The sequence below is a fragment of the Legionella fallonii LLAP-10 genome (assembly GCF_000953135.1).
GTDB classification, from domain to species: domain Bacteria; phylum Pseudomonadota; class Gammaproteobacteria; order Legionellales; family Legionellaceae; genus Legionella; species Legionella fallonii.
Window position 1 is genome coordinate 968,009 of sequence record NZ_LN614827.1, and the last position, 15,162, is coordinate 983,170.

Here is a 15,162-nt window from a genome sequence, read left to right on the forward strand (position 1 = left end):
AAGTGTAACCAGGCCGTACATACTGCCAACTATGCCGGACTTAAGCCTGTTTCTTGATCGAGTATTTGTTGCAGGCGATGTTTAAAAGATTTGGATGCAGTAATAGCCTCAGACATTCCTTCCGTTGCAGTTACCGTACCTTTGTCGCGTATTGCACTAAAAAATCCGAGAGTACTATTACCACTAACTAAACCTCCTCCCATGATAATAAGATTAACACAGAGTAGGATCCCCCATAGAGCCAGAGGCCTGTTGAAACCATGGCTTGCTGTCATTGCAACAGCTGCAAGCGCCACTCCTATTACTCCCGCTAAAATACAAAGGTTACCGCAAAGGGTCATTCCGATTTTTTTGGGCAGTGAGTTATTATTATACGCTTCGTTAGCTGTTGCTAGTAGGGCTTGTGGATTATTTTCCTGTAAAGCCGCCTTGACGCTTAAATTAGTAACGTTTAGTTGTTCTATGATTACAACCGCATTTTTATTCTTTTTTAGCGCCTCTTCTACAAAATTAATATAGTTGAAAAGAGCTTGTGAATATAAAGGATTAAAGCACAGGGTACTTTGAGCATAGAGACGTATCTCATTTATAGTTGGGCAGGGAAGCCTCACTACTGGCTCATCACTTTTTATGACGTTCTTTAATTTTGGGAGAATAGTTCCACTAAAGCGGAATTGCGATTGATAGATTTCTATTTCTTTTTTAGACATTTGCATCTTGTTTTTGAAAAGGTTAAGAAATTTATTAAATTCCATTTCTATAGGGCTACCAAAAATTACATCATCATCAGTTCCTACAACAAGATTTTCACCCACATCATCATAAATTTCTGTAATGGGATGAGAGCTATTTTCAAGATGCCAGTTGAGTAGTCTATGACAAGTTGGACAGACTTCTATGGGTAGACCTAATTCACGAATTCTGTCTTTCTGTTCTTGAGTTAAATAGATGCAATGTCCTAATCGTACTCTTCCGATGAATAGATTTTTTTCTTGTGTTGGTTGTTCATTTCGCCATTGTTCTAATGCATTTAAAACGGCATCAGTATCTTGCCTTTCAATGTCGCTATCTGCCTCACCCATATGAATGGCGATACCAACATTACTATTTAAAGCCAGGGTGACTACTTGAGCTAAATCAGTACCTGATAATGTTCTATGCCCTATAGGATTACCTGATATATCTAGACCAACTAGAACTTTGTTAGGACTATTTAATATGCGTTGAATAAAGTGTTTTGCATCAGAAACTCCATGGGCTGTTCTGTCTAGACTCAATAATCCATAAACCTCTTTGTTAATTTTTTTATCTTGCTTAATTTGCGTTAATCCAGCTTCAAAAGCGTCTATATAAGCATCTACGGGTTGATTGGCAACAGATTTTGGAGTAGTTCGAATTTCTATATATTGGGCAGAAGAGCTCGTAGCAACAGAGACAGTGCCAAGGGTAATATCCTCCAGATCCTGGACTATTTTATGAATCAAACCGAATAGTTTCCAAACTTTATCTAATAATTCTTTAGGATAACCCGATTCGGGTTGTTTTTGAGTTTGATCAAGGTATTCTTTTCTTAATTGGATAAATTGCTCATATAATTCAGGACACTTATGCTTTTCGGCTGTTGTCTTTAAAAACGCTAAGCTGAAACTTCCGTTAAGATGGCAATGTAAGTCACTTATATATTCTTTACCCACCGTCGTTCCTTATACCCGATAGCAAAATAAACGATAGGATAATACGATAGTTTTCTAAGAACAAATTAAATATTCTCTTAATTTGATTAAAGTATGATTCTGTCCCCGTTACAATCCTATCTAATTCTATATATAATATTTGTTTTAATTACTAAATTAACGGATCATGCTAACTGTTATTATCATTTCTAAAAACGAAGAAGCGAACATAGGACAATGTTTGAAATCGGTAAGTTTTGCCGATGAAATTATAGTTCTTGACTCAGGAAGCACTGATAATACAGTAGCTATAGCCAAACAATATACGGATAATGTTTTTTCTACTGACTGGCCTGGTTACGGTATCCAAAAACAAAGAGCTTTATCAAGGGCGAAAGGAGATTGGGTGCTAAACCTTGATGCTGATGAGTCAGTAAGTCCAGAGTTACAGGAGGAAATTAAAGAAGCAATAGCCTCCGGAGATGCTGACGGATATAGAATTCCTATACAGATGATTTTTTACAATCAACCGTTAAAGTATTCGGCTAGTCCAAAACGACATATTCGTTTATTTAAAAGGGCTAATGCATCTTATAGTAAGGACATCGTTCATGAAAAAATTCTATTGCTGCCGAATGCTAAAGTAGAAAAACTAAAAAACGGAATTATGCATCATTCCTATAGAGACGTGACTCACGTTCTTTATAAGCTTAATAAGTATTCTTCTTACAGTGCTAAAATTCGCATTGAGTCAGGAAAAGAAACCGGATTTATTCGTATCTTTATTGGCACTGGTTGGATGTTTTTTAGATGTTTTATATTGCAACGAGGATTTTTGGACGGAAAACTCGGATTTTTATTTGCTCTTTTTAGTGCTCAAGGGACTTTCTATCGTGGCATCAAGCAATTATATAGAGATAAAAATATAGATAAGTTACCTAAATTAGCAAAAGAGAGCGAGGATATATTGTGAGGTTATTTGCAGTACAATCTAAAGTAGTTTTTATCACGGGAATATTGATTGCTCTGTTTACATTTTTTTTGCCAATTAGTGCATCGATAAGGTCAGTTTTCTTAATCGGTTACCTTCTGCTTATTATATTGACCCCTTCTTATAATAGACATTTGTTTTCTGCAGTGAACACCTTATGGGGATGGGCGGGAATTGCTTTATTCTTTTATGTTTTAATGGCTTGTTTTTGGAGTCAAGCGCCTTATTCCTTGCAAATTACGGTTGTTGAGAAATACGTTAAATTACTTTACTCCCCCATCTTGGCAATCGGTTTTATCCACCCCAAGCTACGAGTAGTATGTATCAATAGCTATTTAGCAGCGATAGTGGTTACCTGCGTTCTTTCGGCCTTAAAATCAAAAGGAATTTTTTTAGTAGGTGATCCTGGAGATATATTTTATAACCACATTATCACCGGATTTATGGTGGCTTTTGCCTCTTATTTAGCCGGATTATTCGCTTTTCGCTTTACAGGAAAGTCCCGAGTTGTTTATATAATTCTTACCCTAATCACTAGTTACCAAGTGTTATTTATAAATACTGGTAGAACAGGTTATTTTATCTATTTTATATTAATGTCTTTATTACTATTACAACAGCTATCTTTTAAAAAAGCGGCTGTTGGAATCTTGTTATTTTGTGGGGTAATGGCTCTTGTTTATCATGAAAGTGCAATTATGCAAACTGGAGCCAAAAATCTGGCAAGTGATATTAAATTCTTGCAGCAAAATAAAGAAAACACTTCACTAGGCTATAGAATACAATTTCATAATTACGCCAAGTCATTATGGGCTAGCCATCCACTGATAGGCATAGGTACTGGTGGCTTTAAGTATAGTTTTGCTAATGATAATCCTATTCCATCATGGGGAAGAGTGTTGACTGACCCTCATAGTCAATATTGGATGATCCTCGCAGAACAAGGGCTAATTGGTCTAGGGTTGCTGGTGTTCTTTTTAGGCAGCCTATTGATTACTGCATTTAAACTTCAGGAAACTCGACCGATACTTTTAGGTATTTTGATAGCATTTGGCATAGGTTCTCTTTCCGATACCATTTTATGTTTTTCAACGGCTGGCTTTATATTAATTCTAATGAGCTCTTTGTCTTTGGGGGAACTGCTTGAAAAGCATGCGAGTAAAAGGGCGAAAGAGGAAGAGCTAGTCATTAATTTGTTGGCGCCTCAATAAAAGTATCAACTGTAACTGCATCCAATAGTTGTCCGACCTTGGTTCCTCTGGTAGGGGCGGTTGGGCTATTAGATATTCGAGCCTACTTCTTAAGTTGATGAATAAGGTACAGTCACTATTTATAGCTTATCCATATAGGATAAAGACGGCCATAAATGATAAAAATGGTGTACGGGCCCATTTCCTTTACCTATCTGTTCATTTTTACCAGCGAGTATGGCATGGAATAAATAGCTCTTTGCGTGTTTGCAAGCATCAATCATATTCATCTTCTGCGCAAGGAATGAGGCTATTGCTGAGGAAAGAGTGCATCCCGTGCCATGAGTGTTCTTCGAGTCGATTCTAGGGCTAGTGAACCATTGTTGGACTCCGTCGGCACCTAATAATAAATCATTAGATTCAGAAGAACTCAAATGCCCTCCTTTTAAAAGTACGTATTTAGGGCCAAATTCAAGTAATTTTTGTGCGACCATTATCATTTGTTCATTATTCTCAGCATTGATACCAGTAAAAGTACATGCTTCAGGAATATTAGGGGTTATTACTGTAGCTAGAGGCATAAGCAATGAAATTAAGGTGTCTACTGCTTCGGGAACTAATAAGGGATCACCACTTTTAGCCAGTGTTACTGGATCCACTACAATAGGAATATCTATCGCTTTTTCTTTTAGGAATGAAGCGACTAATTCGACAATCTTGCTATTAAATAGCATACCTATTTTAATGCTGTCAGGAATAATGTCATCAAAAATAGCATGAAGCTGCTCTTCGATTGCTTGTAGGGGAATATCATAACATGTCCTTACGCCACAAGTATTTTGTACCGGTAAGGCAGTTAAAACGGTCATACCATAACAACCAAGGGCAGAAAAAGTTTTTAAATCTGCTTGTATACCGGCGCCACCGGAGCCATCAAAACCGGCAATGGATAAAACTTTGTAGGGCATTTAATTTAGTATCCTCTATGAGTCGGTTGCTTTTTGCGTAGCCCGTATTAGCGCGGCATAATCCGGGAATGTAGCCACAGACGGGCTACACATCCACGTATAAAAGCTTAAGTTGATGCAATTAAGAGCCCACTTCATTTACTCGTATGTAAATTCAGCGTTTATAAGCCCCCATGCCTTGCATGCAAACAAAACCTATTGGTTATGTAATAGATGTCTTGCAAAATTCAGCTTTAAAATAATCCCAATCAGGATGAAACAAATTATTTATAAATATCTGTCTAAAAAAGCCTGGTACTTGTGATTGTTGTTGGGCTAATTGTCCGCACAAACCAAAATAAGCGGTAGCATAAGCTGCTGCTTGGAAATGAGTATAATTATTACTAGTAAAAGCACTAATGACTGCCGTCAACGTACATCCCATTCCCGTAATTAGTGGCATTAGATGGGAGCCAAAGGGGAGGGTTAAAGCTTCGCTGCCGTCCGTTATATAATCTTCCGGGCCAGTAATAATAATGGTTTTGTTCATGTTTTTAGCTAAAGTATTACCCATACTCATTGCTTTCTCAACAGGGTGCATACTTTCTACGCCCTTGGTGGCACCATTAGCACCAGATAAAGAAATAATTTCACTAGCATTGCCTCGGACTATATTCGCTAGAGGGAGCAGTTGGAGGGCAGCGGATGTTCTTAGCTTACTGGCACCTGCTCCAACTGGATCTAGAATGACGGGTTTATTGAGTGAATTTGCGGTTTGGGCCGCAAGAATAGCCCGATCCATGAATACTTTATTTAGGGTACCTATATTAATATAAAGTGCATGGCTAATATTTACTAACTCTTCAATCTCGTCTATGGATTCACACATGAGTGGTGCCGCTCCTAAGGCAAGAAGACTGTTTGCCATAAGATCCATAGTGACATAATTAGTTAAACATAAAACTAAAGGTTTTTTTTCTCTAAGAAGAAATAAAGAAGATTTAATTTGTTCTATCATGTAAACAGCCCCTAATTTTCATCAGACTTCTTGGGAAGCTCTAGCTTCGTCGCTTCGGTGCTCGAATCCTTATGTACTTGCGTGGACATTTCGGTTCTGCGAGCCGTCTCTCCGCGCACTTCATCCCCCTCAACGAGTTTCCGAAGACGCCTATTATCAATAATTCTGCGTAATTTTAAAGTCATTTTAACAGGATCAAGCGCATCGTGTAAGGCGCCTATGATGGCAACTCCATGAGCACCAGCCTCCATTACATGGGCTAAATTGCTTTCAGTTATTCCGCCTATACCGATTAGAGGATGTTTTGTCTGTTTGCATAATTGGTGAACGCCATCTATTCCCCAGATAGTTTTTAAGTTTTTCTTATTTTGAGTAGGAAACACGGCACTGGCAGCTACATAATCTAAATCTAAAGTATTCGCTTGTATTAATTCATCTTCCGATTCAATAGATAAACCAATAAACTTTTTGTTACCTAGTTTTTCTCGCGCTGTTTGTGGTGAACCATCCGTTTGACCAAGATGTACTCCATCAGCATTTACTTGTATTGCAAGATCGAGATCGTCATTAATGATTAATGGAGTATGGTAGGGGGCTAGGAGTTGACTGAGCTGTTGAGCAAATTGTAGTTTAAACGCGGGTTCAGCATTTTTCTCCCTTAGCTGAACACAGGTAACGCCTGAGCTAACGCATTTTTTAATAAAGTCTAGATAATCAGTTAAAGAACAGTCTTCTCGATGTGTGACTAACATTAACTTATAAAAATCATTATTCATAACAACTCATTAACGAACAACAGGTTTTACCACGCGGCAACTTTTTCTTCAGGAGTTCCTAATGTACACTCTTCTGAAATAGAGCCATCATTACAAACAACCAAGCCAGAGGTGTCGTAGGTAGGCAATACACCGCCATGCCATAAGCAACATCCTTTCAATAGCTGTAGGTCCATAACTGCGTGAGGGGTACAATAGCAGGCAGAATAAAAACCATTATTACAAACAAGACGTCCTGCAGAAGAGTCACAATAATTGACTCCTCCCATCTTATTACAGCAAGTTTCTGCAAAAAGAAGAGGAGAAGTGATTAGATTTAATACACTGGCTAGAAAAAGAGGTTTAAAGGAGCGCATCTTCATTTCTCTCAATATATGTTGAGTCTAGAATAACATAGAGTTTTAAAAATTATTAGATTATTCTGTTGTAATGCCTGTTGAATTATAAAGAATATTGCTGTTACGTTAATAAAAGCAGCATCGTTTCCGGCGGATATAATCTAAATATATAACTAGTGGCAAGGCCTGCTAGTAAGCCAAATAAATGTCCCTCCCAAGAAACCCCTTTCTCTTTTGGAAAAATACCAAGAAAGATACCGGCAAAGTAATAGAGACTAAGTAGTCCTAAGATAATTGTAGTCAGGGTACCATTTTGATATATATTGCACACTAAAAAACCCCAATAACCGGTGATGAGGGCGCTGGCACCTATATGTAGCCCTGGTTTGGCAAAGCACCAAATAGCGAATCCGCTAAGCACTGTAATGAGTAATGTCACAATGAGATAATATTTCAGTCCATTGATTAAAATAAAATTACTTAAAACTAATAATGGGATTGAATTAAAAAAAATATGATTGAAGTTAGCATGAAGCAATGGGGCACATAATATACCCGGTACTCCATAAGCACGTCTGGGAATAATGCCTAGTAGTAGAATTTTATTACTAATGAACCGGCTAATAAAAAATATTGTCCAGGGGATAAGAAGTATTATCCCCAATGTGTATAGATTATGCTGTGTTTGCACCACAATTAAACTGAGGCTATTGAGCAATTGATTAATCATGATTTTACCGCAGATTGACTAGCAGGTTTTACCAGGTTTTTTACTGGTACAGCTGGGACGGTTGCTATATTACGTACTGGTACAAAAAGTAATGGCTCAACTAACGTTTGGTTAACTATCATTGTCCAATGTAAATGAGGGCCGGTTACTCTGCCGGTCATCCCTACTAAGCCTATTTCTTGGCCTTGCTGTATCGAGTCACCTGGTTTTACGTCAATTTTACTCAGATGAGCATAAAGCGAAAAAACACCCATTCCGTGATCAATTATCACAGTATTACCTGTAAAAAAGTAATCACCAGTTTCTACTACTTTGCCTTGGCTTACTGCATAAATCGGGTCGCCTTGTTTTGCAGCAATATCCAGTCCTGAGTGGGGATCGCGAGGTTCTTTATTATAGACTCTTTTTAATCCAAATAAGCTGCTGATAGGGCCACGAAGTGGTGCTTTAAACTGTTGTTGGAATGGGTTGGTATCCGTATAACTAGAATAAATTTCAGCGAGTCTTTTGGTTTCTTTATCTATACGGACTTTATCTGCTTGCTGTGGATCGACCTTGCTGATATCTTTGATTTTCAAATATTGAGTGTTATAAAACTTTTCACTTACATGGAATGGTATCGTGGTATTAACTGGTTTTGTTACAGTCAAATACTGAATGGGGTCTTTGCTATTTAATGGTATAGCTACTAGGAGTAACCATTGATTCGGTTTGTCACTAGGCAATACAGGAACTCGTTTGCCTTGAAAATAAGCCTCCGGTTGTTTATTGATATCAATAGGTATAATGGTTAATCCACCGTTAACGGAATGGTTTTCTGGAAGCGCTGTAGCGAATGTAAGATTCGATATACAGAAGAGTAGAAAGAAAGTAATCGTTGTTATTTTATTCATGATCTCAATTAGTCCTTAGTATGAGCCGATTATTCGGGCTTAATATGAGTGACTTCACACTCCAAATTACCTTTTGCTAAACGAATTTCTATAGTGTCACCAATTTGTAATTGTTGTGTAGTATAGAGCACTTTATGCTTTTTCGTTGCTATTGCATATCCTCTATCCAGTGTAGCTAATGGACTGACTGCATGTAAAGTTGCTAGATTATTATTTAGCCTATATTTAAGATGATTGATTTTTATTTGTATTTCTTGAGTCAATTGTGCCGTTATTTGCGCTAGACGCATCTTAGTTTGCTGAATCAGCGTTTTGGGATTTTGTGCTTGTAACTGATTAGAATACAAGTGTAATTGATTTTTTTTCTGGCTAATCAAGTGAGTTAAATTAGTGAGGAGCCGTCGCTCTAGATAATCAAGAGTTTGCCAATAAACGGTTATATTTTGCTTAGGAGAGGATATTTTATCACTTAGGTGTTTTACTCTTAGTTGGTGACCATGCATGATTCGCTTCATGGCAATATGCAAACGCGATATGGCATTGTTAAGCATATTGAGCAATTCGATGCAATTGGGAGTTGCTGCTGCAGCTGCAGCAGTTGGTGTTTCTGCTCGATAGTCGGCTACAAAATCAGCGATGGTGAAATCAGTTTCATGTCCCACCCCTGAAACTATGGGGATAGTGCTAGCAGCAATTTCTCTTGCTAAGCGTTCATCATTAAATGCCCATAAATCCTCAAGACTACCGCCACCTCGGGCAAGAATAAGCACATCACAGCGAGCATCGGTATGTGCTAATTGCAGCGCTTTAATTAATTGTTGAGGCGCGGTTGAGCCTTGAACTTCGCTAGGATAGATAACCACTTGAGCTAGAGGAAATCTACGGGCTAAAGTAGATAATATATCGCGAATTGCAGCACCACTGGCAGAGGTAATCACTCCTATGGTTTGCGGTATTGCTGGTAGATCTTTTTTTCTAGATTGAAGAAATAATCCTTCTGCCGCAAGTTTATTTTTAAGCTCTTCAAAACGTTTATATAGTTCACCCAACCCTGATTCTGTTAATTGTTCGACTATTAGCTGATAATCTCCACGAGCTTCATAAAGACTTAATTTTCCGCTTGCTACCACTTGTTGTCCATCACTCAATTTTGTTGCAATGGAGCCAATATGGCGGTTTTTAAAGAACACACAGCGAACTTGAGCGTTAGCATCTTTTAAAGTAAAGTAGAAGTGGCCTGAAAAGGGTTTGCTAAGGTTTGATACTTCTCCTTCTACATGCACTATGCCTATTTCATTTTCCAGGTAACTTTTAACCTGCTTATTGAGCTGACTTACAGATATTATTGAAAATTGTTCTGGCATAATGAGAAATAATCCTACAAGTTTGACGAATTTCGGAGTTTTTCATGCCATCCTTCATCATGTTTCGGATGACATAAAAAACGTCCTACACCAGTAGCCCGGTTGGTTTGCAACCGAGAGAAGAGTTATTTAAAGCTGACTCCTAGTTGCAAGCCGCCCGAGCTACAATTAGGCAAGCCGCTACGATTTGTTTATAGTAGCAGATTGCTAGAGAATTCAAAGTGAAAGTGGGCCAATATAATCTCGACTATAGGCCTGTATTGAAAAAAAACATGAGAATCAGTTATGATTGCCCTTAAAACTACAAAAAATAGCAATAAAATGAATTATTTTTGGAAACAGCCAATCTCTTTCTTTTTGTGTTTTGCTGTCATTGGTTTGACAGGGTGTGTTGATTTATCAAGAGCTAAATTGAACCCGGAAAGGAAAATAGCTTCTTACTCGACGAAGCCTGTTAAACATAAAACTAAGGCTCATGCCTCTAAATCGCAAGGGGAAGTTCATACCATGCTGGGCGGCTTGGGTATGTTTAGCGTGGGTATGAGTGATGTTCGTGATGACATTGCCAAACAATATGGGAATGTATCTGCTTCTAGCAACATGTGGTATAACGGAGGTGACGTCGCTTATTCTATAAAACGTTATTATTATACCCACAAAAAGCATAGACCTATTATTTTGGTGGGGCATTCTTTAGGGGCTAATGAACAAATTAAAGTAGCTCGTAACCTTAATGCAGCGGGGATTCCAGTTGATCTTCTTGTTACTGTGGATGCTGTATCGCAAACTATAGTACCCCCAAATGTCAAACACGTAGTTAATTTGTATAAGACTGGCTATGTTCCTATGTTTAGTGGGCTTAAATTGAAAGCAGTAGATTCTCGAGCGACTAAAATTGAAAATATTAATGTTGATGATTTAAAAGGAGTTAGTGTTAATCACTTTACTATTGATAAAAATGAAGTTGTACAAGCAATGATATTGGATGAAGTGAAGAAGGTATTAGTTGATGGTAATAAAAAAAGGGCTTGACGGATTAAATCCACGTATTTGCATTATTGGCGCTGGTCCAAGTGGTCTTGCTGCAATTAAAAATCTACAAGAGCAGGGTTTAACTAATGTTGTCGTTTTTGAAAAAAATAATCAAATAGGCGGTAATTGGTTTTTTGATGAGCATAATGAGCATTCTAGTGTGTATGAAACAACTCATATCATTAGTTCTAAACGTTGGTCGCAATTTGACGATTTTCCTATGCCATCGGATTATCCTGACTATCCATCCCATGCTCTTCTTTTAAAGTACTTTAGAGACTATTCACAGCATTTTGCTTTAGATAAGTACGTACGATTTAATAGCACTGTTTTAAAAGTGACGCGTGATGAGAGTAATCAGTGGCATGTTACTTATGAAAATGAGCAAGGAGTCCATCAGGAGTGCTTTGATTATTTATTAGTAGCAAATGGTCATCATTGGGATCCTGTTTTGCCCGAATATCCTGGAGAGTTTGACGGAGAGATACTCCATTCTCATCAATATAAGAAGGCTCAAATCTTTAAAGATAAGCGCGTTCTTGTCGTTGGTGGTGGAAATTCTGCTTGTGATGTTGCCGTTGAAGCATCGCGCATTGCACCTCGGGTTTGTATTAGTATGCGCCGGGGTTATCATATTTTCCCTAAGTTTATTTTTGGAAAGCCAACAGATGATGCAGTGGCTAAAATTCAATGGATTCCATCTGGGATAAGACAGAAAATTATTACCTTAGTAGTTAGAGTGTTACAAGGACGCTACCCTAAGTATAAGTTGCTGAAACCGGATTGTGGCCCTTTAGAGATACATCCTACGATTAACTCAGAGTTGTTATATTTTATTCGTCATGGAAAGATAATGCCTCGTCTTGGTATTGCAAAATTTGAAAAAAATACCGTTCATTTTATCGATGGTAGCCAAGAGGAATTTGATACAGTGATTTTTGCTACAGGATATCAGGTTAGCTTTCCCTTTTTCGATAAGGATTATCTAGATTTTAGCAATGCGACCAAAATTCCTTTATATAGGAAAATGATGCATGCTGACTTTGATAACCTTTATTTCATCGGTTTATGCCAACCTCAAGGCTGTATCTGGCCTCTTGCTGATTATCAGTCCAAAATAGTGGCGCGTATTATTGCGGGAACCCTAAAAAGACCGGAGCAGTTACATCAGAAAATTACCGAAGAAATAAATAAACCGCATTACCGTTTTAAATCCAATAGACGCCATGCTCTAGAAGTGGATTATCATATTTTTAGGCGTGAATTACTGGAAATGTTGCGTTAACTTTAGACGAAAATTGTGGCTCGTGGTCTATCAAAGAATCATTGTAGGTTGGGTCATTTTGACCCATAGCCGTCAAGCTAAGAACGAAATATCCCTCTAAGACCCTCTCCCACGATTGAGTATTGGGTTCTAATCAAAACTCCTCGCGCGGGGGAGGGGACTTTTCGCGCCACGTGGATATTATAGTGCGGTTTTTGCACGTCTTAACAATGAGTTAAGTAGCTTTTCAATATTATTAATATGGGGATTTTCTTGCTGTATTATCGCTTTGACTCGCTCTTCGCTGTATCCCTTAACCTCTTTGTCAGGCAGTATATAAAATCGCTTTTGTTCTGCTTCTCGAATAATGTGCTCAGCTACATCTAAGGCAGGGCGCGAATGAGTTAACAACGCGTTTAATGAGTGATGAAAGGCTGAAGTATTTTCTGCTGATGTGTTTGCCAATAGACCTGTATCTGTAAATGACGGAAAGGCAACAGAGATGTCGACTGGTTTTTCTAGGCGTTGAAGGTCAAAATGAAGCGATTCAGATAAAGCGAGTACTGCGTGCTTTGACATGGCATAGCAGGCCATCTGTGAGCCAGAGCATAGAGCATATAAGCTTGCCATATTGATAATGTGGGACCTGAAGTCTTGCTTGAATAATAATGGCATGAATGCTCGAATGATATGAAGCATGCCATGCACATTAACGTCGATGACTTGACCAACTTGTTGTGGAGTTAAATCCCATACTGGGGCTAGGGTGCCTATAATCCCCGCATTATTATAGATGTAATCAATGCGACCTAACTGTTGTTCAATTAGTTGAACTAAGTCATTCACTTCACTAACTTGAGTAATATCACAGGAAAAATGAATTACTTGGTTAGGAAATTGAGCAATTAACTGTGTGGCCTCATGAGCAAGTTTTGCATGATCTTTGTCTACCATAACGACTGTTTTACCTTGTTGAAGGTTAATAAGACTTAATGCGAGCCCTATGCCGTTTGCCGCACCGGTAATTACAGCGACCTTCATGCTTAATTCCTCATTTTTATATACATACTGAACATTGGAACGCATCATACTAAATAAAGTATGGATGTAGCAATCAGTGATAACTTTGTGGTTCACTGTAGATACGGTGTGTGGCATATTAATATTCTTAGTAAAACTATTAAAATCATTTGCTTAACATTATTATTGGTAACTTCTCAATAATTCCGGGAAAAATGTGACCCCGAATGAAGTAGTGTTCCCCGTACTTATTGAGAAGCTACTATTATTGTTTCTTAATCTTTTCATGAAATGGGTAACTTATTAAGGAGTAATTCGTGACCAAAAAAATCACTCTCACTACCACTGGCGGTAATCCCATCGGGGATAATCAAAACTCCTTAACTGCAGGAGCTCGAGGACCCTTATTAATGCAGGATTATCAATTAATAGAAAAATTGGCTCATCAGAATCGTGAGCGTATACCCGAGCGAGTCGTGCATGCTAAAGGATGGGGAGCACATGGTGTTCTTACTGTCACCCATGATATTACGGAATATACTAAAGCCGATCTATTTTCCGAGGTAGGGAAAAAAACAGAACTGATTGCTCGTTTTTCTACTGTGGCAGGGGAAATGGGGGCTGCGGATGCGGAACGAGACGTTCGTGGATTTGCAATAAAGTTTTATACCAGTCAAGGAAATTGGGATATGGTGGGCAACAATACTCCTGTATTTTTTGTTCGCGATCCTTATAAGTTTCCTGATTTTATTCATACACAAAAGCGACATCCAAAAACTAATCTACGTTCACCTACTGCTATGTGGGATTTTTGGTCTTTATCACCGGAAAGTTTGCACCAAGTGACCATCTTATTTTCTGATAGAGGGCTACCTCAGTCAGTGCGTTTTATGGACGGTTTTGGTTCCCATACGTATAGTTTCATCAATGCTAAAAATGAACGTTTTTGGGTTAAATTTCATTTTAAAACAATGCAGGGGCACAAGCATTGGACCAATCAAGAGGCAGCAGAGGTCGTGGGGCGCACCAGAGAGTCCACTCAAGAGGATTTATTCCAAGCTATAGCTCAAGGGGACTATCCTAAATGGCGTTTTTGCGTACAAATCATGACAGAGGAACAGGCACAAAATTTAGGTCACAATCCTTTTGATCTAACTAAGGTTTGGTCGCAACGAACTTTCCCCTTAATTGAAGTGGGAATTATGGAACTTAACCGTAATCCTGAGAATTATTTTGCTGAAATAGAACAATTGGCTTTTTCTCCCTCCAATATTATTCCTGGGCTTAGTTTTTCTCCTGATAAAATGTTACAAGCACGAATATTCTCTTATGCTGATGCCCATCGCTATCGTATAGGTACTCATTATGAAGCGTTACCCGTTAATGCCCCCAAATGCCCAGTGCACCACTATCATAAGGATGGTTCCTTGAGATTCTATGATAACAATACTGACCATACGGATGCATATTATGAACCTAATAGTTTTTCAGGACCTGAGGAGCAGCATCAATATGTTGAGCCTCCTTTTCCTGTTGATGGTGATGCTTATAGATATGACAGACATCAAGATCCTGACGATTTTAGCCAGCCTGCTAACTTATTTCATTTGTTTGACGCGGAACAAAAACAAAGGCTGTATTCCAATATTGCAGACAGCATGATGGGAGTTCCCGATTTTATTATTGAACGACAAATGAAGTTATTTGATCTGGTTGATAAAGAGTATGGCGCAGGGGTAAGGAAGGCTTTGAACGGAAAAAAATGATACTTTCATTGGTTTAATGAGTCATGGTTCTGTTGCATAATCATGTATCATGATGCAAGAGATATTTAGGTCTATTTCATTGCTTGCAACGGTTCACGTAATGGCATCAACTTAAGGATGTGTAGCCCGGATTAGACGAAGTCGTATTCTGGGCTACGCG

General features: G+C 38.3%; 14 protein-coding genes. 5 read left to right on the plus strand and 9 right to left on the minus strand.

Annotated features, from left to right (window positions below; genetic code table 11):
- Positions 1-29: 29 nt before the first annotated feature.
- Positions 30-1,694 carry an amidohydrolase family protein gene (locus LFA_RS03835; protein WP_045094999.1) on the minus strand — a complete coding sequence of 555 codons (1,665 nt, stop codon included), beginning with the start codon at positions 1,692-1,694 and terminating at the stop codon, positions 30-32.
- 166 nt (positions 1,695-1,860) lie between these two features.
- Between LFA_RS03835 and LFA_RS03840 the strand changes: the two genes are divergently transcribed.
- Together LFA_RS03840 and LFA_RS03845 are read left to right on the plus strand one after the other, a co-directional pair.
- Complete coding sequence (locus LFA_RS03840; RefSeq protein WP_157010274.1) at positions 1,861-2,646, plus strand: glycosyltransferase family 2 protein; 786 nt, start codon at positions 1,861-1,863, stop codon at positions 2,644-2,646.
- Positions 2,643-3,875 carry an O-antigen ligase family protein gene (locus LFA_RS03845; RefSeq protein WP_045095001.1) on the plus strand — a complete coding sequence of 411 codons (1,233 nt, stop codon included), beginning with the start codon at positions 2,643-2,645 and terminating at the stop codon, positions 3,873-3,875. The genes LFA_RS03840 and LFA_RS03845 overlap by 4 nt, the downstream gene beginning before the upstream one ends.
- A gap of 119 nt (positions 3,876-3,994) precedes the next feature.
- Here LFA_RS03845 and thiD read toward each other — a convergent pair whose 3' ends face one another.
- From thiD to xseA, 7 genes are all read right to left on the minus strand, one after another.
- Positions 3,995-4,822 (minus strand): bifunctional hydroxymethylpyrimidine kinase/phosphomethylpyrimidine kinase, encoded by an 828-nt coding sequence (gene thiD, locus LFA_RS03850; protein ID WP_045095002.1) that lies wholly within the window; start codon positions 4,820-4,822, stop codon positions 3,995-3,997.
- Between the two features lie 202 nt (positions 4,823-5,024).
- Positions 5,025-5,819 carry a hydroxyethylthiazole kinase gene (gene thiM, locus LFA_RS03855; RefSeq protein WP_045095003.1) on the minus strand — a complete coding sequence of 265 codons (795 nt, stop codon included), beginning with the start codon at positions 5,817-5,819 and terminating at the stop codon, positions 5,025-5,027.
- 11 nt (positions 5,820-5,830) lie between these two features.
- A complete protein-coding gene (gene thiE / locus LFA_RS03860; RefSeq protein WP_052673848.1) occupies positions 5,831-6,595 on the minus strand; it encodes a thiamine phosphate synthase in 765 nt (254 codons plus the stop codon).
- A gap of 26 nt (positions 6,596-6,621) precedes the next feature.
- A complete protein-coding gene (locus LFA_RS03865) occupies positions 6,622-6,951 on the minus strand; it encodes a hypothetical protein (RefSeq protein WP_045097403.1) in 330 nt (109 codons plus the stop codon).
- Positions 6,952-7,054: 103 nt separating this feature from the next.
- On the minus strand, positions 7,055-7,663 hold the full coding sequence (locus LFA_RS03870) for a rhomboid family intramembrane serine protease (RefSeq protein ID WP_045095004.1): 609 nt from the start codon (positions 7,661-7,663) through the stop codon (positions 7,055-7,057).
- Positions 7,660-8,556 carry a M23 family metallopeptidase gene (locus LFA_RS03875; RefSeq protein WP_045095005.1) on the minus strand — a complete coding sequence of 299 codons (897 nt, stop codon included), beginning with the start codon at positions 8,554-8,556 and terminating at the stop codon, positions 7,660-7,662. The genes LFA_RS03870 and LFA_RS03875 overlap by 4 nt, the downstream gene beginning before the upstream one ends.
- 29 nt (positions 8,557-8,585) lie before the next feature.
- The gene (gene xseA, locus LFA_RS03880; protein ID WP_045095006.1) at positions 8,586-9,920 is read right to left on the minus strand and encodes an exodeoxyribonuclease VII large subunit; all 1,335 of its coding nucleotides are present in this window, start codon (positions 9,918-9,920) and stop codon (positions 8,586-8,588) included.
- A 321-nt stretch (positions 9,921-10,241) separates the two neighbouring features.
- Between xseA and LFA_RS03885 the strand changes: the two genes are divergently transcribed.
- Together LFA_RS03885 and LFA_RS03890 are read left to right on the plus strand one after the other, a co-directional pair.
- Positions 10,242-10,952, plus strand: a complete 711-nt coding sequence (locus tag LFA_RS03885; RefSeq protein ID WP_045097404.1) for a hypothetical protein — start codon at positions 10,242-10,244, stop codon at positions 10,950-10,952.
- Positions 10,930-12,237, plus strand: coding sequence for a flavin-containing monooxygenase (locus LFA_RS03890; protein ID WP_045095007.1), 1,308 nt, complete (start codon positions 10,930-10,932; stop codon positions 12,235-12,237). Before LFA_RS03885 ends, LFA_RS03890 begins: the two co-directional genes overlap by 23 nt.
- Before the next feature lie 180 nt (positions 12,238-12,417).
- Here the strand turns inward: LFA_RS03890 and LFA_RS03895 are convergent, their stop codons facing one another.
- Positions 12,418-13,257 (minus strand): SDR family NAD(P)-dependent oxidoreductase, encoded by an 840-nt coding sequence (locus LFA_RS03895; RefSeq protein ID WP_045095008.1) that lies wholly within the window; start codon positions 13,255-13,257, stop codon positions 12,418-12,420.
- 296 nt (positions 13,258-13,553) lie between these two features.
- Here LFA_RS03895 and LFA_RS03900 point away from each other — a divergent pair, with 296 nt between their 5' ends.
- Complete coding sequence (locus LFA_RS03900; protein WP_045095009.1) at positions 13,554-15,002, plus strand: catalase; 1,449 nt, start codon at positions 13,554-13,556, stop codon at positions 15,000-15,002.
- Positions 15,003-15,162 lie beyond the last annotated feature (160 nt).